A 19,879-nucleotide genomic window follows, 5' to 3' on the forward strand; every position below is an offset into this window, starting at 1 on the left:
CCGCGACCCCGCGCTTTCGCGGGGCCGGCGCCGGGATCAGGCCGGGTCGTAGGAGAGTACCGGGGAGAGCCAGCGCTCGAGTTCCTCGAGCGTCATTCCCTTCCGGCTGGCCAGCACCTCGACCTGGTCGCGGGTGATCTTGCCCGTCGAGAAGTACTTCGACTGGGGGTGCGAGAAGTACCAGCCGGCCACCGCGGCGGCGGGCCACATGGCGAAGTTCTCGGTGAGTTCCAGGCCGCTGTTGGCCTCGGCCTCGAGCAGGCGGAACAGCGTGGCCTTCTCGGTATGGTCCGGGCAGGCCGGATACCCCGGCGCCGGGCGGATGCCCTGGTACTTCTCGCCGATCAGCGCATCGTTGTCGAGGGACTCCTCGGGCACGTAGCCCCAGAACTCCTTGCGCACCCGCTCATGCAGGCGCTCGGCGAAGGCCTCGGCCAGGCGGTCGGCCAGGGCCTGCACCAGGATGGCGTTGTAGTCGTCGCCGGCGGCCTCGTAGGCCTTGCTCAGTGCCTCGACGCCGTGGCCGGCGGTGACCGCGAAGCCGCCGATCCAGTCCGGCTTGCCGCTCGGCTCTCCGTTGGCGTCATAGCGGGGCGCGATGAAGTCCGCCAGGCTGTAACAGACGCCGTCGCGGTTCTTGGTGGTCTGCTGGCGTATATGGTAGAGCCGCTCGATCACCCGGGTGCGCGACTCGTCGGCGTAGACCTCGATGACGTCGTCGTCGACGCTGTTGGCCGGCCACAGGCCGATCACGCCGCGGGCCTGGATGCGCTTCTCGTCGATCAGCTTGCGCAGCATCGCCTGGGCGTCCGCGAACAGGCTGCGCGCGGCCTCGCCGACCACGGCGTCGTCGAGGATCTTCGGGTACTTGCCGGCGAGCTGCCAGCTCATGAAGAAGGGCGTCCAGTCGATGCGCTCGACCAGCTCGTCGAGGTCGTAGTCGTCGAAGGTCACCAGGCCGGTCACGGCGGGCCGCGGCGGGGTATAGGCCGTCCAGTCGATCGCCGGCTTGCGCTGGCACGCCTCGGCGTAGCTGAGATCGGCGGCCTTGGGGCGGCGCTTGGCGTTGCGCTCGCGCACCGTCTCGTACTCGGCACGGATCTCGGCCACATAGGCCTCCTTGAGGCCCGGGGAGAGCAGCTTGCCGGCCACCCCCACGGCCCGGGAGGCGTCGGTGACATAGATCACCGGGTGCTCGTAGCCGGGTTCGATCTTGACCGCCGTGTGGGCCTTGGAGGTGGTGGCCCCGCCGATCAGCAACGGCAGCGAGAAGCCTTGCCGCTGCATCTCCCTGGCCACGTGTACCATCTCGTCGAGCGAGGGCGTGATCAGCCCGGAAAGGCCGATGATGTCGGCGTTGACGTCGCGCGCCGTCTGCAGGATCTTCTCGGCCGGCACCATGACGCCCAGGTCGATCACCTCGTAATTGTTGCACTGCAGGACCACGCCGACGATGTTCTTGCCGATGTCGTGGACGTCGCCCTTGACCGTGGCCATGACGATCTTGCCCTTGGCCTGGATGTCCTCGCTCTTCTCGGCCTCAATGTAGGGAATGAGGTAGGCCACCGCCTGCTTCATGACCCGCGCCGACTTGACCACCTGGGGCAGGAACATCTTGCCGGCGCCGAACAGGTCGCCGACCACGTTCATGCCGTCCATCAAGGGACCCTCGATCACCTCGATGGGGCGGCCGGCGCGCTGGCGGGCGAGCTCGGTGTCCTCCTCGATATAGGCGGTGATGCCCTTGACCAGGGCGTGCTCGATGCGCTTCTCGACCTCCCAGGAGCGCCACTCGAGGTCCTCCTTCTTCGCCGCGCCGCTGCCGTCCCCCTTGTACTTGTCGGCCAGGTCCACCAGCCGCTCGGTGGAGTCGCTGCGGCGGTTGAGGACCACGTCCTCCACCGCCTCGCGCAGTTCTTCCGGCAGGTCGTCGTAGACGGCGAGCTGGCCGGCGTTGACGATCCCCATGGTCAGGCCGGCGCGAATGGCGTGATAGAGGAAGACCGAGTGGATCGCTTCGCGCACCGGGTTGTTGCCGCGGAACGAGAACGACACGTTGGAGACCCCGCCGGAGACCAGGGCATGGGGCAGGTGCTCGCGAATCCAGCGGGTGGCCTCGATGAAGTCCACGGCGTAGTTGTCGTGCTCCTCGATGCCGGTGGCGATGGCGAAGATGTTGGGATCGAAGATGATGTCTTCCGGCGGGAAGTCGAGCTCGTCGACGAGGATGCGGTAGGCGCGCTCGCAGATCTCGGTCTTGCGCGCGAAGGTGTCCGCCTGGCCGACCTCGTCGAAGGCCATCACCACCACGGCGGCGCCATGCCGGCGGCACACGGTGGCCTGCTCGCGGAAGGCGTCCTCGCCCTCCTTCATCGAGATCGAGTTGACCACCGCCTTGCCCTGCACGCACTTCAGGCCCGCCTCGATGATCGTCCACTTGGAGGAGTCGATCATGATCGGCACCCGGGCGATATCCGGCTCGCCGGCGATCAGGTTGAGGAAGCGGACCATCGCCTCCTCGGACTCGAGCATGCCCTCGTCCATGTTGATGTCGATGATCTGGGCGCCGTTCTCCACCTGCTCGAGGGCCACCTCCAGGGCGGTGGTGTAGTCCTCCTCGACGATCAGCCGCTTGAAGCGCGCCGAGCCGGTGACGTTGGTGCGCTCGCCGACGTTGACGAACAGGGCGTCGGCCTCGATGTTGAACGGCTCCAGCCCCGAGAGCCGGCAGGCCCGAGGACGCTCGGGTACCGTGCGCGGCGACATGCCCTGGATGGCCCGGTGGATGGCGGCGATATGCTCCGGCGTGGAGCCGCAGCAGCCGCCGATGATGTTGACCAGGCCGCTCGCCGCGAACTCGGCGACGATGGCGGCCATCTCCTCGGGCGTCTGGTCGTACTCGCCGAACTCGTTGGGCAGGCCGGCATTGGGGTGGGCCGACACGAAGGTGTCGGCCTTGGCGGCCAGCTCCTCCACATAGGGGCGCAGCTCCTCGGCTCCCAGGGCGCAGTTGAGGCCGATGGAGAGCGGGCGGGCATGGCGCACCGAGTTCCAGAACGCCTCGGTGGTCTGGCCGGAGAGGGTGCGTCCGGAGGCGTCGGTGATGGTGCCGGAGATCATCACCGGCAGCCGCTCGCCACGGGCCTCGAAGACCTCTTCCAGGGCATAGATCGCCGCCTTGGCATTGAGGGTATCGAAGATGGTCTCGATCAGGATGAGGTCCGCGCCGCCCTCGATCAGGGCCTCGGAGGCCTCGACATAATTCTCGCGCAACTGGTCGAAGGTGACGTTGCGCCTGGCCGGGTCGTTGACGTCCGGCGACAGGGAAGCGGTGCGCGAGGTGGGGCCCAGCACCCCGGCCACGTAGCGCGGCACCCCGGTCTCGGTGGCCACGGCGTCGCACACCTCGCGGGCCAGGCGCGCCGACTCCCGGTTGAGCTCGGGGACCAGGTCCTCCATGCCGTAGTCACTCTGGGAGAGGCGGGTGCTGTTGAAGGTGTTGGTCTCGACGATGTCGGCCCCGGCCTCCAGGTACTCGCGGTGGATGCGGGTCACCAGGTCGGGACAGGTCAGCCCCAGCAGGTCGTTGTTGCCCTTGAGGTCGCTCGGCCAGTCGGCGAACCGCTCGCCGCGGAAGTCGGCCTCCTCGAGGCCGGCGTTCTGCAGCATGGTGCCCATGCCCCCGTCGAGCATCAGGATGCGGCGGGAGAGGCTGTCGGTGAGCGTGGCAGTCAGGGCTGTGGGAACGGCGGCCATGGGTCGGGTCTGTCTCCAGCGTGGGAAGCATCAGGGGTCTCGGACTGGCCGCGGGGGCGCCTGGGGCGTCTTGTTCGTCTCACCGGGGTGATCACATGCAGGCCAGTGACGTGCTGTCCACCGTCGCGGCGGGCGGCGCAGCGGTCGAATCAGCCCGACATGGTAGCAAACCCCGGCCGCCTGGGGCAGGGGGGAGCGTCGGCGGCGACTATATAACCCAGCAATTCAGTCGGGATTGTCTCGGCGCGCCTGCTCGCTTACCATGGGAGGCATGACATCCCCGGCACGCGGCGCCTCGACCGGGAGAGCGGCTTTCCCCGCCGTGCCGCGGCCAGACCAGCGAGAGCATCAATGAGCGACAGCATCCAGATCACCGACAGCGCCCAGGACTACCTTGCCGAGCTGCTCGAGAAGCAGAACGTCGAGGGGATCGCCGTGCGCATCTTCATCACCCAGCCGGGCACCCCCTACGCGGAGACCTGCCTGGCCTACTGCCGCCCCGGTGAGGAGGAGCCCAGCGACGAGCGCCTCGAGCTCGAGAAGATCGCCGTCTATCTCGACAAGCACAGCATTCCCTTCCTCGAGGAGGCGGTGGTCGACTTCAACGCCGATCGCATGGGCGGCCAGCTGACCATCAAGGCGCCCAACGCCAAGATGCCCAAGGTCAACGCCGACAGCCCCCTGGAGGATCGCGTCAACTACATCCTCTACAGCGAGATCAACCCCGGGCTCGCCGCCCACGGCGGCGAGATCAAGCTGGTCGAGCTCACCGAGGAGCAGGTGGCCGTGCTGGCCTTCGGCGGCGGTTGCCAGGGGTGTGCCGCGGTCGACCTGACCCTCAAGGAGGGGGTCGAGAAGACGCTCATGGAGCGGATCCCCGAGCTGGCCGGCATCCGTGACGTGACCGACCATACGGACACGACAAACGCCTACTACCGTTAGTAAACCCTGAGTTACTGCTGCGCTCGATATCCTGGTCGCCGGCGGTGCTCGCTGTCCTCATGTAGTGAACTACACTCCGGCAGCTGCGCTCCGGCGGCGACCAGCCTCTCTTCGCTCGCGACGTAACTCAGCGCTTCCTTGTTCTTTGTTTTTTCGCGTTCTTATCGGTCCTCTGAAGGCTCCGCTGCGGCGGGGCCTTCGTCGTTGTCGGGCTCGGCCTGGGCGGCACGGGCCGTCACCGGGGTCTGCCAGAGGCAGCGATTGAGCTGGGCCTCGAGCTCGCGTAGCCGCCGGGCCTGTTCCTCCAGCAGCCGCTTCTGCTCGTCGATGCGAGCCTGGAGCAGGGCCTGCTCGTGACGCCGGTTGCCGGCCTGCTCCTCGGCACGGGCGCGCGACCAGTCGGTTTCGCGATGGCGCTTCTCCTCCTCGGCGAGCGCGCCACGCGCCTCCTGCAACTGCTGCTGCAGGCGTTCCAGGCGAGACTCCAGCTGTCGCTCGCGGGTGGCGTGGTGCTTCTCCGCGGCCTGGCGCTCCTGCCGCGCCTCGTCGAGCAGGGCCATCAGCCGGGCTTCGGCGCTCTCGTGGCGCTGCTCCTCCTGGGCCAGGCGCTCGCGCTGCTGCGCCTCCCGCTCCGCCAGGGCCTGCTGGTGATCGCTCGCCTGGCGCTCGTTCTCCGCCTGCAGGCGAGACAGCTGCTCCTCGAGCTGTTCGGCCCGGGCAGCGTCCCGCACCTGCTGTTCCGCCAGGGCCTCGCGCTCGGTCTCGCTGCGAGCCAGGGCGGCGCTGCGCTCCTCCAGTCTCGCCTCGGTGCTGGCCAGGTGAGCGGCCAGGGCCGACTCCCGCTGCTGGGCATCCTCTGCGTGGCGCCTGGCCTCGTCGACCTCGCCGCGGGCGGCCTCCACCTGCCGATCGGCCTCCTCGCGATAATGGGCCAGTGCCTCTCCGGCGGCCGCCTGGGCCTTGTCCCACAACGCCTCGGCGAACTCCTGCAACGCCTCCGGCATGCCTCGCGGCGGCGGGACGTCCCGGTTCTCCTCCCGGCGAACCCGCCAATGGCGGAGGTGCTCGCTGATGGTCGTGAAACTGCCGGTCCCCAGCACCTCGCGCACCTTCTGGACACTGGGCGACTCGCCCCGGGCCAGCAGGTCATCGATCGCCCGCTGGACATCCTCGTACCGTACCCCACTGCGCGCCATGCCATTCTCCTCGTTGCCCCGGCGGGCGTCCGGGCCGCCATCGGCGCCGGTGCCACCCGCAGGATACCGCGTGCCGAGGCTTCATCAAAGCGTTATTACGTATTACATAAAACGTAATTGTATTTATCTTTAGTCGACAAAAAGCAAGATTACGCGGCTTATCTTGATTTTCCTTCTCTTCCCCGGGGATACTGGGCGGCCAAGCGCCAAGCGCCAAGCGCCAAGCGCCAATCCGCCAGCAGGGAGCCGTGAGTGGTGAAACAAGAAGGAGAGCGGTTCGGGGCAGGGGGGCCATTGCTGGCACCGGGCGGGGAAGTGCTTTCCGGGGTTCCCGAGGGTGTCCCTACGGGCGTCCATATCGGCGCCGAGAGCGATATCGAGGCGGTGGGGCAATGGCTCACGGAGTACCGGGCCAGCCCGCAGACGCTGCGCGCCTATCGCCGCGAGGCGGAGCGGTTGCTGTTGTGGCTCGACCAGCAGGGGCTGCGGCTCGACCAGGTCCGCCGGGAGCATCTCGATGCCTTCGAGGCCTTCCTCGCCGACCCGCGGCCGGCAGGCGACTGGGTGGGGCCGCCGCGTCCGCGGCACAGCCCCGACTGGCGGCCCTTCCGCGGGCCGCTGTCGCCCGCCAGCCGTCGCCAGAGCCTGGTCATACTCCAGGGGCTGTTCGCCTGGCTGGTGGAGGCGGGCTGGGTGGCCCACAACCCCTTTCGCCTGATGCGCGACAAGCGGCGCCGACTGGACAATCGCCGCCACGCCATCGAGCGCTACCTGGAGCGGCCGCTGTGGACCTGGTTCTGGGGCTGGCTCGATCGGCCGCCGGGGGAGGGGGCTTCCCGGCGAGCCCGCTACGAGCAGTCGCGTCGGCGCTTCATCTTCGGCTTCGCCTACCTGCTCGCCCCGCGGATCAGCGAGATGTCCGCGGCGCGCATGGGCGACTTCGTGCGCAGGGAAGGGCGCTGGTGGTGGCAGGTGGTGGGCAAGGGCGACAAGGCGGCGCGAATCCCCGTGCCACCGGACATGCTGGCCCTGCTCGAGGCGTGGCGACGGACCCTGGGGCTGGAGTCACGGCCCACGCCGGATGACGATGGCCCGCTGCTGCGCGCCCTGGATGGCCGGCGCGGCCTGGGCGAGAACCGCCTCTATCGACTGATCCGCGAGACCTTCGGCGAGGCCGCCGAGGCACTGGAGAGAGAGCAGGGCGGGCGGGGCCGGGCCGAGGCCGACCGGCTTCGCCGCGCCACGCCGCACTGGCTGCGACATACGGCCCTGACCCACCAGGCCCAGGCCGGGGTGGAACTTCGCTACCTGGCCGGCACCGCCCGCCATGCACGGCTCGACACCACGGCCCGCTACCTGCATGCCGAGGACGAGGAGTGGCATCGCCAGCAGTCGGCCCACGGCCTGGCACCTCTCGGCGCCGACATCGATCGTGATGGCGTCCGCGAGACGTTATAATGGGGACAACCCCTTCAAGGAGGCATCATGAGTTCCGAGATCACCGCCGAGCAGGCCCAGCAGGAACTGCTGGACGAATTCGAGATGTTCGACAACTGGATGGACCGCTACCAGTACATCATCGACATGGGCAAGGCGCTGCCCGACTTCCCCGAGGAGTGGAAGACCCCCGAGCGGAAGATCCAGGGCTGCCAGTCGAACGTCTGGATGCATTACCGCATCGACGGCGGGGTGGTCCACTTCGACGCCGTCTCGGATGCCGCCATCGTCTCGGGCCTGATCGCCGTGCTGATGCGCATCTACAACGATCGCCCGGCCGCCGAGATCCGCGCCACCAGCCCGCACTTCCTCAAGGACCTGGGGCTCGACAAGCACCTCTCGCCGACCCGCAGCAACGGCCTGAACAGCATGCTGGCACGCATCTACGAGGTGGCGGAGAAGGAGGCGGCCTGAGTTCACTCCTGCCGGTGGCCAGGCTCCCGGCAGCGGAAGTGCTCGTCCAGTTCGTCGTCCTCGCGGCACAGCGCCTCGCTGGGCCCGCCCGGCACCGGATCGATGCCGCCCTCGCAGCCCGGGTGGCAGCGGGCGATGCGCCGCGCCGCCAGCAGTGCCCCCCTGAACGGGCCATGGACCTGGATCGCTTCCAGGGTGTAACTGGAACAGCTCGGCCAGTAGCGGCAGCGGGGCCCCAGCAGGGGGCTGAGCACCCACTGGTAGATCCTGACCAGGCCGATCATCAGCCATCCCAGGCCGCGGCGCAGGGCGCGCAGCAGCCGGGCCAGCCAGGCGGCGAGGCAGGGCATCCCGTTCAGCCCTTGCTGCCGTAGAGGCTGTCGGGGTCGATCAGGGGCGCACTGCTGATGCGGGCATGGTCACCCTCCAGCGCCACGTAGAAGCAGCTGCGCCGGCCGGTGTGGCAGGCGGGACCGGTCTGGTCGACCTGCAGCAGCAGGGTATCGCCATCGCAGTCCAGCGCCGCTCGCCGCAGATGCTGCTGCTGGCCGGAGGACTCCCCCTTGCGCCACAGCTTGCCCCGGGAGCGCGACCAGTAGCAGACCCGGCCCGTCGCCAGGGTCTCCTCCAGCGACTCGCGATTCATCCAGGCCATCATCAACACCTCGCCGCTGTCGTGCTGCTGGGCGATAGCGGGTATCAGCCCGTCGGCATTGAAGCGCACCGCGGCGAGAATCTCGTCCAGCGGGTGCCGGCTGTCGACGTCGGCCTGCTCGAGGCGCTTGAAGGTGTCACTCATGCGGGCTCCTGATTCACGAAGGGAAGGGCGGGGCACTCACTGTTGGCCGGCGACGGCCTGGAGGCAGGCCTCGCAGCGCCCCAGCAACTCGATGGTCTGGCGCTCGACTCGAAAGCCCAGGTCCCGGGCGCGACCGGCCAGCTGGGCATTGACGTCATCCAGGTGCAGCTCCTCGACGCGCCCGCAGTGACGGCAGATCAGCAGCTGGAAGCCATGGGCATGCTCGGGGCAGGGGCAGGCCACGTAGGCGTTGAGCGACTCGATGCGATGCACGAAACCCTGCTCGATGAGGAACTCCAGGGCGCGATAGATGGTCGGCGGCCGGGCGGCGGCATGCTCCGCGGCCAGTCGATCGAGGAGGTCGTAGGCCTTCAGGCCGCCGGGGGAGTCGGCGATCATCTCGAGCACACGTCGGCGAATCGGCGTGAAGCGAACGCCGCGGCGCTGGCATTGCCTTTCGGCCTGATGCATCAGGGCACGGGAGTCGGTCATGGCGGCCATGCTGTGGCTGTGTGGAATGCGCTATTCTACGCGCCGGGCGGCAGGGGAGCCAGTCAGCGCCTCAGTCCACCACCATGGCATCGGGCTCCGGCTGGGTCTCGCGCAGCTCGCTGCGCCGGGCGAAGTGCTGCTGGGCGAAGGCCACCCGCTGTTCCGGTGAGGTCGCCTCGGTGTGACGCTCGACCAGGTCGAGACGGGACCTCAGCCCCTCGCCGTTGGCCATCTGGATCGCCAGCCCGGGCCGGGCATTGAGCTCCAGCAGCATGGGGCCGCGATCCCGGTCGAGCACCATGTCGGTGCCGAGGTAGCCGAGCCCGGTCATCTCGTAACAGCCGGCCGCCAGCAGCAGCAGGTTCCGCCAGTCGGGAATCCGCAGGCTGGCCAGTTCGTGGCCGGTGTCCGGATGATCGTGGCGGGTACGATCGAACTGCACGCCACGGATGGCGGTACCGCTGGCGATGTCCAGCCCCACGCCCACGGCCCCCTGGTGAAGGTTGGCCTTGCCGTCCGAGGCGGCAGTCGAGAGCCGCATCATGGCCATCACCGGATAGCCCCGGAAGACGATCACCCGGATGTCCGGCACGCCCTCGTAGGTATACTCCGAGAGGCCCTCGTCGAAGTTGATCAAGGCCTCGATCACCGCCACGTCGGGGGAGCCCCCCAGGGAGTAGAGCCCGGAGAGGATGTTGGAAACGTGGCGCTCGATATCCTCCAGCCTGAGCTGGGCCCCGCTGGGCTTGATGTAGAGGCCGCCGGCGCTCTGCTCGATGACCAGTATCCCCTTGCCGCCGCTGCCCTTGGCCGGCTTGATGACGAAGCCGTGGTGGCCGTCGAGCATGCCGTGCAGCTGCTTGACGCCGAACTGGGTGGTCACGGTACCGATCAGAGCCGGTGTGGTGATGCCATGCTCCTGGGCCAGCAGCTTGGTCTTGAGCTTGTCGTCCACCAGCGGGTAGAGCCGCCGGTCGTTGTAGCGGCCGATGTAGCGGATGTTGCGCCGATTCATCCCGATGATGCCCTTCGCGCGTAGCTTGTCCGGAGTCGTCCACATGCGGCTCAGTCCTCGGTGACGGGCTTGAAACGACGCAGCTCCAGCAACCGGTAGCCGGTGTAGTTGCCGAGCAGCAGGATCAGTGCCATCAGTATCAGCTGTACCCCCAGGAAATTGAAGGTGATGTGGCGTATCCAGGGGTTGTTCATGGCCAGGTAGGCGAGTACCGCCGTGATCAGGCTGCCGCCCCCCTGGATCAGTACCTCCTTGGGCCCTTCCTCCTCCCACAGGATCGACATGCGCTCGATGGTCCAGGAGAGGATGATCATCGGGAAGAAGGTGATGGTGAGGCCGGCATTGAGGCCGAAGCGGTAGGAGAGCACCGAGAACAGCGAGATGATGGCGATCACCGTGATGATCACCGCCGTGACCCTCGCCACCAGCAACAGGTTCAGGTAGGAGAGGTAGCTGCGGATCACCAGCCCCACGGCGACGATCAACAGGAAGCCGACCAGCCCGGTGACCAGCGTGGTCTGGATGAAGGCCAGGGCGATCAGCACCGGCATGAAGGTGCCGGAGGTCTTGATGCCGACCAGCACCCTCAGGATCACCACCACCAGGGCGCCGATGGGAATCAGCAGGATGGTCTGGAACAGTGCCTGCTCCTCGAGGGGCAGGCTGTGGATCGAGAAGTTGAGCAGGGTGTCGTCGGCGAGCTGGTTGCGCACCGCGGCGGCGGCTGGCTGGTTGTGGGTGAGCATCGAGAAGGTGACCCGGGAGTTGGTGGCCCCCTGGACCTCCAGCACCGCCTGGCCGGCGGATTCCCACAGAAGCAGGTTGTCCGGGCGACCCTGCTCCCCGGTGGCCGGATTGAACAGCGCCCAGCGCTCCTCGTCGAACACCTGGACCCAGGAGGTCAGGCTCTGGCGTCGCCGGCCGTCCTCCAGCATCAGGCCGCTGACCTCGCGGGCCGGCACGCCGGCCTGGTTGAGCAGCCGCACCAGCAGGGGGCTGCGCTCGAACTGGGTCAGCAGCAGGCGGGTATTCTCGCCCTGGCGCTCGTCGCCGAAGTCGCGGATCAGTTCCCGGGCGAAGGTGAAGGCATCGGCGCTGCGGCGCCAGGCGCGATCGATCACCTGGGCGGCGGCGGTGTCGTACGGGCGTTCCCAGACGATGTCGCCACGCAGCTTCGGCGGTTCGGTGCGTGGCGCGCGGGAATCCGGCGCCACCAGCAGCTGGGCCGTGTAGTAGAGCTGCTGGCTGCCGCTGGCCTCGCGGATCGACCACTGGGCGCGGCGCCCGCGCTGATCCTCGAGGAAGGCCAGGCCATAGCCGGGAGAGGCGGTGTTCTCGGTGAGCAGGCGGAACCCCTGCTGGCTGGAAGGCAGGGCCATGTCGACCATGACCGCGTCGCCCGTGGCGTCGAAGTTGACCAGCGCCTCGACCTCCCAGACCTGGCGCTGCTCGCCGGGGGTCCAGGGAACCTCGAGCTGCACGTGGCGATGCACGCTCATGGCGATGCCGACCACGAGCAGGAGGCCGACGATCAGATAGAAGGGCAGTCGTGACATGGGTCATCCTTGGAAGGGGAAGGCGAGGTGCCTGCCGGCGCCTCAGGCTTCGTCGTCATCCCGGTCCCCGGCCTCGTCGAGCTCGGCTTCCTCTGCCGGGCGCCCGCCGGGAAACTCCGGCCGTTCATGCAGGTAGCTCTCCGCCACGTCGATCACCGCGATATCCATCAGGAAGCGCCTTCCCAGGAGCACCGGATAATTGAGGTGCGTGCGGTCATTGAGGGTGAACTCCACCGGCTCGCGGATCGGCCCCAGGGTCATCAGCAGGCTGACCACCGGCCGGGAGTGCTCGCCGGCGGCCTGCAGGATGCGCACCCGGCGCTCCACGGGCGCCTCGATCCACTCGTCGGCCACTCCCTCGACCGCCACGTCGTCCTCGCCCAGGCCGAGCTTGAACCTGACCCAGTCCTCGCCGTCACGCTCGAAGCGCGTGATATCGGTGGCCGAGAGCGAGGAGGTGTTGGCACCGGAGTCGACTCGGGCCTTGAGGTAGGTACCCACATCGGGCAGGCCGACCCATTCGCTGCGGCCGACGACAGCCTTGTTGGCCAGGCCGAGTTCGTCGGCGACACACTCGCGGGTGATCACCACCGGCTCGCCACCGGCACGCTCCAGGCGCTCGATATCGGCGCGCAGGTGGCGCAGCAGGCTGCCGACCTCGCGGACCTCGGTGTCCAGCAGCGCCTGGCGGTGGAGCTGCTGGTCGAGCAGTTGCTGCTGGGCGTCGCAGCGCGATGCCATCCCGGCTTCCAGGCGATCGATGCGCATGGCGAATTCGTCGGGGGTCAGCACCGGTTGGGGGTCGGGGCCTTGTCCCTGGATGGCGCAGCCGGCCAACAGCAGGACGAGGGAAAGGGCTCCGGATTGCAGCAGGCGGTGTCGCATGGGGTGAGGGGAATCCTGTAGGTGGTGGCGTGATGATAAGGAGTCGCCGGCTACCTTGTCCAACGCCGCATACCCGGGTCTCGAGGTTGAGTTGACCCCGCCGAGGGACGTTGGTTCATGTCAATTTAACATAATATACATTATACGAACCAGTGCATGCCGGCTGCCTGGTCCTGCCACGGCGGCCCCTTGACCTGGTTCAGGGTTCGCACTCCCGTTCGCTGTCATGCTTGCCCCTGACATCGAGGCGAATGCCGGCGGTAGAAACGCCACCCGGTACCCCTGATGGATTCGGCACGGATGACGAGGGCCTGACGTCGAACGCGGCGGCCATGACGGTGACTGAGTCGATCAGCGACGCCTGGACCAAGCACGAGAACGCCCCGGAGCCTTGAACGGCGGCCCGGGGCGTTCGCCCTGCATGGCTGGAGAACCATCACGCCCTGTCGTCTGGCACGTCGCAGCATCCTCTCGGCACGGCGCCGTGCCGGTCGGCCGCGGGGCCCGGCTCAGAGCGGCTTGGTATCGTCGGCATCCTCGGCCGGCGCGTAGGAGCCATCATCGCGATGCACCTCGTTGCCGGTCAGGCCGGGCGTGAACACGCATGCCAGGTGCATGGTCTTGCGGGCACGCAGCAGGTGCTCGTCGTGCTGGTCGAGGATATAGATGTCACCCGGCTTGATGGGCCAGATCTTGCCGTCGGCCAGGGTCTCGACCTCGCCCTCCCCCTCGATGCAGTAGACCGCCTCGAAGTGGTGCTTGTAGTGGATATGGGTCTCGGTCCCCTCGTAGATCCGGGTGATATGGAAGGAACAGTTGCCGCCATCATCGGCCAGCGACAGGCGGGTACTGTCCCAGTTGCCGTTCTCGGCCTTGACCAGGCGGTCGGTCTGGCGTGCTTCCTCGAGATTGCGAACGATCATGGATGCGCTCCGATAGAGTTGAAGACGGTGATGTCGGTGACGGGCCGTGCCGGCCGATGACCCGGCCGCCCCATGATGGGGCGGCCTCCTCAGGCTATCAGCTCAGGGCCTGCCTGGCGCTGTTCTCGAGGATATCCAGGCCCTCCTGAAGGTCCTCGTCGGTGATGGTCAGCGGGCAGAGGCACTTGACCACCTCGCCATCCTGGCCGCTGGTCTCGATGACCAGGCCGTTCTCGAAGGCCTTGTGGGTGATCCGGTCGGCGATCTCGCCGGTCCCCACGTCGATGCCGCGCATCAGGCCGCGTCCACGCTCGGAGGCCTCGATGCCCTGCTCGCTGATCCAGGCCGCAATCTTCTGGAAGCGCTCGGCGACGATATCGCCCTTGCGCTGGACGTCACGCGCGAACTCGTCGTTGCCCCAGTAGTGGCGCAGGGCCGCGGCGGCGGTGGTGAAGGCCAGGGCGAAGCCCCGGAAGGTGCCGTTGTACTGGCCCGGCTTCCAGATGTCGAGCTCCGGGCGCATCAGTACCTGGGAGAACGGAAGGCCCAGGCCGGAGAGGGACTTGGAGTTGGTGACGATGTCGGGGACCACGCCGGCATGCTCGAAGCTGAAGAACTTGCCGGTGCGGCCGCAGCCGGCCTGGATGTCGTCGACGATCAGCAGGATGTCGTGCTCGCGGCAGATGCTCTCGAGGCGCTTGAGCCAGCCGAGGCCACAGGCGTTGATGCCGCCCTCGCCCTGCACGGTCTCGACGATCACGCCGGCCGGCACGTCCAGGCCGCCGGACTTGTCGGTCAGCAGCTTCTCGAAGTAGTCCAGGGTGTCGGTGCCGTCACCGAGATAGCCGTCATAGGGCAGGAAGCTGGCGCCCACGGTGGGCACGCCACCGGTGGCCTCGCGGAACTTGCGGTTGCCGGTGGTGGCCAGGGCGCCCATGGTCACGCCGTGGAAGCCGTTGGTGAAGGTCACGATGTTGTGGCGCTTCTTGGCGTTGCGGGCCAGACGTATGGCGGCCTCGACCGCGTTGGTGCCGGTCGGCCCGGGGAACTGGACCTTGTAGTCCAGGCCGCGCGGCTTGAGGATCAGCTCCTCGAGGGTCTGCAGGTAGTCACGCTTGGCGGCGGTCCAGAAATCGAGGCCGTGGATGATGTTGTCCTCGGCCAGGTACTCGACCAGCGCCTGCTTGATCTTGGGGTTGTTGTGCCCGTAGTTGAGGGTACCCGCACCGGCGAGGAAGTCGATGTACTCGCGGCCGTCCTCGTCGGTGAGACGGGCGTTGCTGGCCCGGGTGAAGACCACCGGGAAGGAGCGCGAATAGGTACGGACATCGGATTCCATACGTTCGAGGGTCTGGGTCTGCATGTGGCGACCTCCTTGTGAGAAGACGAATCGGATGGGCATGGCGGGGCCGCTCGACGGCCACTCGCCAGGCAGGGTGATGCGGGGTCGTTCAGAGGCGATCGGTCTGGAAGGGACCGATGCGAACCAGGTTCTCCGGGTCGTGCTCCCCGCCGAGCTGGTCGGTGGAGAAGTATTCACGGCTGTTGAGCGGGGCCTGCCAGCGGTCGGCGAGGCGACGGAACAGCCCCCAGGAGGCCTGGTTGTCGGGGGTGATGGTGGTCTCGAGGTGATGCACCTCGGCCAGTTCGGGGCGGGTCATGACGGCTTCCACCAGGCGCCGGGCCAGCCCGGTGCCGCGGGCCTTCTCGCCCACCGCGACCTGCCACAGGAAGTAGGTGTCCGGCGCATTGCTCTTCACGTAGCCGGAAACGAAGCCGACGATCTCGCCCTCCTCGTTGGTGGCCACCGCGCAGGTGTCGCGGAACTGGGTGGCCAGCAGCAGGTAGGCGTAGGCGGAATTGACGTCCAGCGGCGGACACGACTTGACCAGTTCGTAGATACCCCAGCCGTCATCGGGATTGGGCTTGCGGATGAACAGCGGCATCGCCTCGTGGCCGACCACGGCATCCGCCACGCTGGGGCGCGCCAGGTCGGCTGAGGGTGTGAAGGGCTCGGTGGTTGCGTTCATGTCGGTGCTTCGCTGTAGCGAATTTGGCAAGCATTATAACAGCGGCTTATCACATTTCAAAGCAAGGATTATCCTGTTGCCCACTATCCATAATAGGAAATTATACTAGGTCCCGCCCCCGGGGCGACCCGGACACCCTCCCGTCATCATGAGAATAGCCCGTTTCCCATGGAAGGCCATGGGCATCATCCAACACGACGAGCCGCCCCGGGGGCGGCCCGTCGTCGCGGCGGTGTCAACGCCGGGTCGGGGTGCGCATGGTGACGAACTCCTCTGCCCCGGTGGGGTGGATCCCCACGGTGGCATCGAAGTCGGCCTTGGTGAGGCCTGCCCGCACGGCGATGCCGATCCCCTGGATCACCTCGCCGGCCTCCTCGCCCACCATATGGGCGCCGACGACGACATCGCTGGCGTCATCGACGATCAGCTTCATCAGGCAGCGCTCGCTGCTGCCCGACAGGGTGTGCTTCATGGGCCGGAAGTCGGCGCTGTAGACACGGATCTCGCCACACTGCTCCCGGGCCTGCTCCTCGGAGAGGCCCACGGTACCGATATTGGGGTGGCAGAACACCGCCGTGGCGATATTGCGATAGTCCAGTGGCGCCTTCGGCGGGGTCTCGCCGAAGTGGTGCTGCACCATGTGCATCGCCTCGGCCAGCGCCACCGGGGTCAGTTCCGGACCGCCGGTGACGTCGCCCAGCGCCAGGATGGAGGGCACGGAGCTCTCGAAACGGTCGTTGACGCGGATATGTCCGGCATCGGTCAATTCGATGCCGAGACCCTCGAGGCCCAGGCCCTCGAGGTGGGGCTTGCGGCCCGTGGCGGCCAGCACCGCATCGACCTCGAGCCGGTCGCCGTTGGTCAGGGTCACCCGCAGCCCGCCGTCGCCCTTCTCGATCGACTCGATGTTGGTACCGAAGTGCAGGTCGACCCCCTTGGCGGCCATCTGGTCACGGGTGAACTCGCGCACCTCCCGGTCGAACCCGCGCAGGAAGAGCTCGCCGCGATAGACCAGGTGGGTCTCGCTGCCCAGGCCGTTGAAGATGCTGGCGAACTCGACGGCGATGTAGCCGCCCCCGAGCACCAGGAAGCGGCGTGGGAAGGTGTCGAGATCGAAGATCTGGTTGGAGTTCAGCGTCAACTCGCTGCCCGGGAACTCGGGGACCCAGGGCCAGCCGCCCACGGCGACCAGTATCCTGGCGGCACTGACGCTCTCCCCCGCCACTTCCACGTGGTGGGCGTCGAGCACGCGGGCGCGGCCGTGGATCAGTCGCACCCCGGCATCGTCGAGCAGCCGGGCGTAGATGCCGTTGAGGCGCTTGATCTCGCCGATCTTGTTGTCGCGCAGGGTCGCCCAGTCGAACTCGGGGGCTGCCGGCAGCCGCCAGCCGAAGCCGCCGGCGTCCTCGAAGGCGTCATGGAAGTGGGCGGCGTAGGAGTAGAGCTTCTTCGGCACGCAGCCCACGTTGACACAGGTACCGCCCAGGTAGCGGTCCTCGGCCACGGCGACGCGAGCGCCGCTGGCTGCCGCGGTGCGGGCGGCGCGTACACCGCCGGAGCCTGCACCGATGACGAAAAGGTCATAGTCGAATTCGGACACGTGATTCTCCTGATCAGGCTTGAGGCCGCCGGACGGCCCGGGAAGCGGAATGCGGCCGATGATACCAGCCCGGCACGTGCCCCGGGAGGGCCGGCGGTTGACCCCCCGGGGGCGCGGGGGTAAAAGGGGCCACCCGGACGATCTTCGTCCGGCCCCACCCGAGACGCGAGGTAGTGCCGATCATGCACGAGGACATCCAGGAGCTGCTCGAGAACAACCGTGCCTGGGCGGAACGGATGTGCCGGGAGGATCCCGACTATTTCACGCGACTCGCGCAGCAGCAGAAGCCCGATTACCTCTGGATCGGCTGCTCCGACAGCCGGGTGCCCGCCAACCAGATCATCGCCCTGCCCCCCGGCGAGGTCTTCGTCCACCGCAACGTGGCCAACCTGCTCCACCACAATGACATGAACGCCCTGTCGGTCGTGCAGTACGCCGTGGACGTGCTCAGGGTCCGCCATATCATGGTCGTCGGCCACTACGGCTGTGGTGGCATTCGCGCGGCGGTCGCCGGCGGCGAGTGCGGGATGGTGGATTACTGGCTGCATTCGGTGCGCGAACTCTACAGCCGCTGCCGCGACAGCCTCGAGCCCCTGCCCCTGGAGGAGCAGGTGGATCGCATGTGCGAGCTCAACGTCAAGGCCCAGGTCGACAACCTGTCGCGAACCAAGATCCTTCAGCGCGCCTGGCAGCGCGGCCAGGCGGTGGCGGTACACGGCTGGGTCTACGGCCTGGCGGACGGCCGGGTCAAGGACCTCGCCTGCACCGTCACCGGCCTCGACCAGGTCGCCACCCTCTATCGCATCGATCGCCTGACCTCCGCCGGCGACTGAGGGTGTCAGTAGCGGTAGCGGCGGTGACAGCTCTTGCAGGCCCGGCCGAGGTCGGAGAGTTCCCGTGCGGCCCGGGCGTAATCCTCCTCGGCGGCGGCCTCCCGCAGCGCCGCGATACGTGCCTCGAGCCGATCGAACCCCTCGGCGAACGCCTCCCACTCCTCCCAGATCCGCGGGCGCGCCTCGGAGCCGTGGCCGTGGCTGCCCGCGATGAAGGCCGGCAGCAGGTGGTCGCCGCGGGCGCGCTCGGCGAGGGCCTCCAGGCGGGGTTCGGCATCGCCGGCGGCGCGGTTGTTGACCAGGTCGAAGCGTAACTGGCGCACCAGGCGCTCGACCTCCTTGAGCTCCTCGCGACGCCAGCTCACCGCGGCCCGCGCCTCCTCGAAGGCCGGCGCCTCCGGCGTGCCTGGCTCGGCGACACCGGGCACCAGGGCCATCGCCGGCAGCAGGAGCAGGCCGGCAAGCGTCGAGATGGGGCGCATGGGAAACGACTCCGAACGTGACCAGGGAAAACGAGGCCGCATGATGCCAGCCCTGGCGCCGGCTGTCTGCACCGCGCCGTCCGGCGTCACGCCTGCGGAGGCCACAAGCCGGGCGCCAGGCGATACACTATCCAGGGGTTTCTCGACAGGATGCCGACATGACCGATCTCGACCACCAGCAGCGCGGCCACCTCGCGGCACTGGACGCCGCGTATGCCCGGGTACTCGATGCCGAGGGCTACGATGGCGTGCTGCTCTACAGCGGCCACCCGGCCCGCCATTTCGCCGACGACCAGCATGCCAGCTTCGCCGCCTATGGCCACTTCATGCACTGGACGGGACTGTCCGGCCTGGCCCACAGCTGGCTGCTGGTCCGCCCCGGCCAGGCCCCGGCGCTCTACTTCCATGCGCCTGACGACTTCTGGCACCTGCCGGCCCGGTTGCCCGACGAGGCCTGGGTCGACCACTTCCGGGTCGAGGCCCGCGACGAGGTGGTGCCCCCCGCCCTGCCGCCCGGTCGCTTCGCCGCCCTGGGGGATATCGATCCGGCCATTGCCGCGGCCCTCGAGGCGGAGCTCAACCCCCGGTCGCTGGTGACTCGCCTCGACGAGCTGCGCGTCCGCAAGAGCCCCTACGAGGTGGCCTGTCTGCGCGAGGCCAACCGGCGTGCCCTGGCCGGACACCTTGCCGCCCGCGCGGCCTTCCTCGACGGCGCCGGCGAGCTGGACTGCCAGCTGGCCTACCTGGGGGCCGCGCGAAGCCGCGAGAGCGACCTGCCCTATCCGAACATCGTCGGGATCAATGCACACGGCGGCGTGCTGCACTACCAGCACCACGACAGCGACGCACCGGCCAGGCGCAGGAGCCTGCTGCTCGACGGGGGACATCGCTACCGGGGGTACTGTGCCGACATCACCCGCACCTGGTCAGGGCCCGATGCCGACCCGGCCTTCGCCCCGCTGGTCGAGGGCGTCACGGCGCTGCAGCGGCGGCTGATCGCCGCCCTGCGTCCCGGGGTGAGCTACGTCGAGCTCCACGAGCGGATGCACGCGGGGCTCGGCGCACTGCTGGCCGAGCACGGCCTGATCCGCTGCTCGGCGGCGTCCGCGGTGACGGCGGGAATCACGCGGGCGTTCTGCCCCCACGGCCTGGGCCACCTGCTGGGCCTGCAGGTCCACGACCCGGGCGGGCGGGTCGCCGCCGACGGCACCGCCCTGCCCCCGCCGGCCAAGCATCCGGCCCTGCGCCTGACCCGGGAACTGGAAGCCGGCATGGTGGTCACCATGGAACCGGGGCTGTATATCATACCCATGCTGCTCGACCGGTTCCGCCATCACCGGGACATCGACTGGAGCAGGGTCGATGGACTGGCCGAACATGGCGGCATCCGCATCGAGGACAACGTGCTGATCACCGACCATGGGCCCGTCAACCTGACGCTTCACGACACAGAGTGACA

18 protein-coding genes are annotated in these 19,879 nt (G+C 68.1%); 5 read left to right on the forward strand and 13 right to left on the reverse strand.

All coding sequences use genetic code 11. The annotated features are described in order from the left end of the window. Positions 1-36: 36 nt before the first annotated feature. Positions 37-3,756, reverse strand: a complete 3,720-nt coding sequence (gene metH / locus ACOMD9_RS00660) for a methionine synthase (RefSeq protein ID WP_421411512.1) — start codon at positions 3,754-3,756, stop codon at positions 37-39. A gap of 351 nt (positions 3,757-4,107) precedes the next feature. On the opposite strand from metH, the gene nfuA reads away from it, so the two are divergent. Next, positions 4,108-4,698: a Fe-S biogenesis protein NfuA gene (nfuA, locus tag ACOMD9_RS00665; protein WP_421411514.1), complete on the forward strand. Its 591-nt coding sequence runs from the start codon at positions 4,108-4,110 to the stop codon at positions 4,696-4,698. Between the two features lie 161 nt (positions 4,699-4,859). On the opposite strand, the gene ACOMD9_RS00670 is transcribed toward nfuA, so the two are convergent. Next, entirely contained in the window at positions 4,860-5,894 is a 1,035-nt protein-coding gene (locus ACOMD9_RS00670) for a DNA-binding protein (RefSeq protein WP_421411516.1), read from the reverse strand. Between the two features lie 297 nt (positions 5,895-6,191). Here ACOMD9_RS00670 and ACOMD9_RS00675 point away from each other — a divergent pair, with 297 nt between their 5' ends. After that, entirely contained in the window at positions 6,192-7,352 is a 1,161-nt protein-coding gene (locus ACOMD9_RS00675) for a tyrosine-type recombinase/integrase (RefSeq protein ID WP_421411930.1), read from the forward strand. A 27-nt stretch (positions 7,353-7,379) separates the two neighbouring features. Then, on the forward strand, positions 7,380-7,805 hold the full coding sequence (locus ACOMD9_RS00680) for a SufE family protein (protein ID WP_421411518.1): 426 nt from the start codon (positions 7,380-7,382) through the stop codon (positions 7,803-7,805). A gap of 2 nt (positions 7,806-7,807) precedes the next feature. Here ACOMD9_RS00680 and yidD read toward each other — a convergent pair whose 3' ends face one another. From yidD to gorA, 10 genes are all read right to left on the reverse strand, one after another. Further along, positions 7,808-8,155: a membrane protein insertion efficiency factor YidD gene (gene yidD / locus ACOMD9_RS00685; RefSeq protein ID WP_421411520.1), complete on the reverse strand. Its 348-nt coding sequence runs from the start codon at positions 8,153-8,155 to the stop codon at positions 7,808-7,810. Between the two features lie 5 nt (positions 8,156-8,160). Continuing rightward, complete coding sequence (hisI, locus tag ACOMD9_RS00690) at positions 8,161-8,604, reverse strand: phosphoribosyl-AMP cyclohydrolase (RefSeq protein WP_421411522.1); 444 nt, start codon at positions 8,602-8,604, stop codon at positions 8,161-8,163. 36 nt (positions 8,605-8,640) lie between these two features. After that, positions 8,641-9,096, reverse strand: coding sequence for a transcriptional repressor (locus ACOMD9_RS00695; RefSeq protein WP_421411524.1), 456 nt, complete (start codon positions 9,094-9,096; stop codon positions 8,641-8,643). Between the two features lie 70 nt (positions 9,097-9,166). After that, positions 9,167-10,156, reverse strand: a complete 990-nt coding sequence (locus ACOMD9_RS00700) for an alpha-L-glutamate ligase-like protein (protein WP_421411526.1) — start codon at positions 10,154-10,156, stop codon at positions 9,167-9,169. A gap of 5 nt (positions 10,157-10,161) precedes the next feature. After that, positions 10,162-11,667, reverse strand: a complete 1,506-nt coding sequence (locus ACOMD9_RS00705) for a UUP1 family membrane protein (protein WP_421411528.1) — start codon at positions 11,665-11,667, stop codon at positions 10,162-10,164. 42 nt (positions 11,668-11,709) lie between these two features. Continuing rightward, positions 11,710-12,552 (reverse strand): ATP-dependent zinc protease family protein, encoded by an 843-nt coding sequence (locus tag ACOMD9_RS00710; protein WP_421411530.1) that lies wholly within the window; start codon positions 12,550-12,552, stop codon positions 11,710-11,712. Positions 12,553-13,061: 509 nt separating this feature from the next. Beyond that, positions 13,062-13,475: an ectoine synthase gene (locus tag ACOMD9_RS00715; protein ID WP_421411532.1), complete on the reverse strand. Its 414-nt coding sequence runs from the start codon at positions 13,473-13,475 to the stop codon at positions 13,062-13,064. A 97-nt stretch (positions 13,476-13,572) separates the two neighbouring features. After that, entirely contained in the window at positions 13,573-14,838 is a 1,266-nt protein-coding gene (gene ectB, locus ACOMD9_RS00720; RefSeq protein ID WP_421411534.1) for a diaminobutyrate--2-oxoglutarate transaminase, read from the reverse strand. An 88-nt stretch (positions 14,839-14,926) separates the two neighbouring features. Then, the gene (gene ectA / locus ACOMD9_RS00725) at positions 14,927-15,505 is read right to left on the reverse strand and encodes a diaminobutyrate acetyltransferase (RefSeq protein ID WP_421411536.1); all 579 of its coding nucleotides are present in this window, start codon (positions 15,503-15,505) and stop codon (positions 14,927-14,929) included. A gap of 235 nt (positions 15,506-15,740) precedes the next feature. Then, positions 15,741-17,105, reverse strand: coding sequence for a glutathione-disulfide reductase (gene gorA, locus ACOMD9_RS00730; protein ID WP_421411538.1), 1,365 nt, complete (start codon positions 17,103-17,105; stop codon positions 15,741-15,743). A gap of 182 nt (positions 17,106-17,287) precedes the next feature. On the opposite strand from gorA, the gene can reads away from it, so the two are divergent. After that, complete coding sequence (gene can, locus ACOMD9_RS00735) at positions 17,288-17,938, forward strand: carbonate dehydratase (RefSeq protein WP_421411540.1); 651 nt, start codon at positions 17,288-17,290, stop codon at positions 17,936-17,938. Between the two features lie 5 nt (positions 17,939-17,943). Here the strand turns inward: can and ACOMD9_RS00740 are convergent, their stop codons facing one another. Next, positions 17,944-18,420, reverse strand: a complete 477-nt coding sequence (locus ACOMD9_RS00740) for a cytochrome c (protein ID WP_421411542.1) — start codon at positions 18,418-18,420, stop codon at positions 17,944-17,946. A 158-nt stretch (positions 18,421-18,578) separates the two neighbouring features. Here ACOMD9_RS00740 and pepQ point away from each other — a divergent pair, with 158 nt between their 5' ends. Beyond that, positions 18,579-19,877, forward strand: coding sequence for a Xaa-Pro dipeptidase (gene pepQ, locus ACOMD9_RS00745; protein WP_421411544.1), 1,299 nt, complete (start codon positions 18,579-18,581; stop codon positions 19,875-19,877). Positions 19,878-19,879: the final 2 nt, after the last annotated feature.

Source organism: Halomonas terrestris, from assembly GCF_049166755.1.
Lineage (GTDB): Bacteria > Pseudomonadota > Gammaproteobacteria > Pseudomonadales > Halomonadaceae > Halomonas.

Coding starts and splice junctions, on each gene's coding strand:
- metH (WP_421411512.1), bottom strand. CDS start 3,756: ATGGCCGCCGTTCCCACAGCCCTGACTGCCACGCTCACCGACAGCCTC.
- nfuA (WP_421411514.1), top strand. CDS start 4,108: ATGAGCGACAGCATCCAGATCACCGACAGCGCCCAGGACTACCTTGCC.
- ACOMD9_RS00670 (WP_421411516.1), bottom strand. CDS start 5,894: ATGGCGCGCAGTGGGGTACGGTACGAGGATGTCCAGCGGGCGATCGAT.
- ACOMD9_RS00680 (WP_421411518.1), top strand. CDS start 7,380: ATGAGTTCCGAGATCACCGCCGAGCAGGCCCAGCAGGAACTGCTGGAC.
- yidD (WP_421411520.1), bottom strand. CDS start 8,155: ATGCCCTGCCTCGCCGCCTGGCTGGCCCGGCTGCTGCGCGCCCTGCGC.
- hisI (WP_421411522.1), bottom strand. CDS start 8,604: ATGAGTGACACCTTCAAGCGCCTCGAGCAGGCCGACGTCGACAGCCGG.
- ACOMD9_RS00695 (WP_421411524.1), bottom strand. CDS start 9,096: ATGACCGACTCCCGTGCCCTGATGCATCAGGCCGAAAGGCAATGCCAG.
- ACOMD9_RS00700 (WP_421411526.1), bottom strand. CDS start 10,156: ATGTGGACGACTCCGGACAAGCTACGCGCGAAGGGCATCATCGGGATG.
- ACOMD9_RS00705 (WP_421411528.1), bottom strand. CDS start 11,667: ATGTCACGACTGCCCTTCTATCTGATCGTCGGCCTCCTGCTCGTGGTC.
- ACOMD9_RS00710 (WP_421411530.1), bottom strand. CDS start 12,552: ATGCGACACCGCCTGCTGCAATCCGGAGCCCTTTCCCTCGTCCTGCTG.
- ACOMD9_RS00715 (WP_421411532.1), bottom strand. CDS start 13,475: ATGATCGTTCGCAATCTCGAGGAAGCACGCCAGACCGACCGCCTGGTC.
- ectB (WP_421411534.1), bottom strand. CDS start 14,838: ATGCAGACCCAGACCCTCGAACGTATGGAATCCGATGTCCGTACCTAT.
- ectA (WP_421411536.1), bottom strand. CDS start 15,505: ATGAACGCAACCACCGAGCCCTTCACACCCTCAGCCGACCTGGCGCGC.
- can (WP_421411540.1), top strand. CDS start 17,288: ATGCACGAGGACATCCAGGAGCTGCTCGAGAACAACCGTGCCTGGGCG.
- ACOMD9_RS00740 (WP_421411542.1), bottom strand. CDS start 18,420: ATGCGCCCCATCTCGACGCTTGCCGGCCTGCTCCTGCTGCCGGCGATG.
- pepQ (WP_421411544.1), top strand. CDS start 18,579: ATGACCGATCTCGACCACCAGCAGCGCGGCCACCTCGCGGCACTGGAC.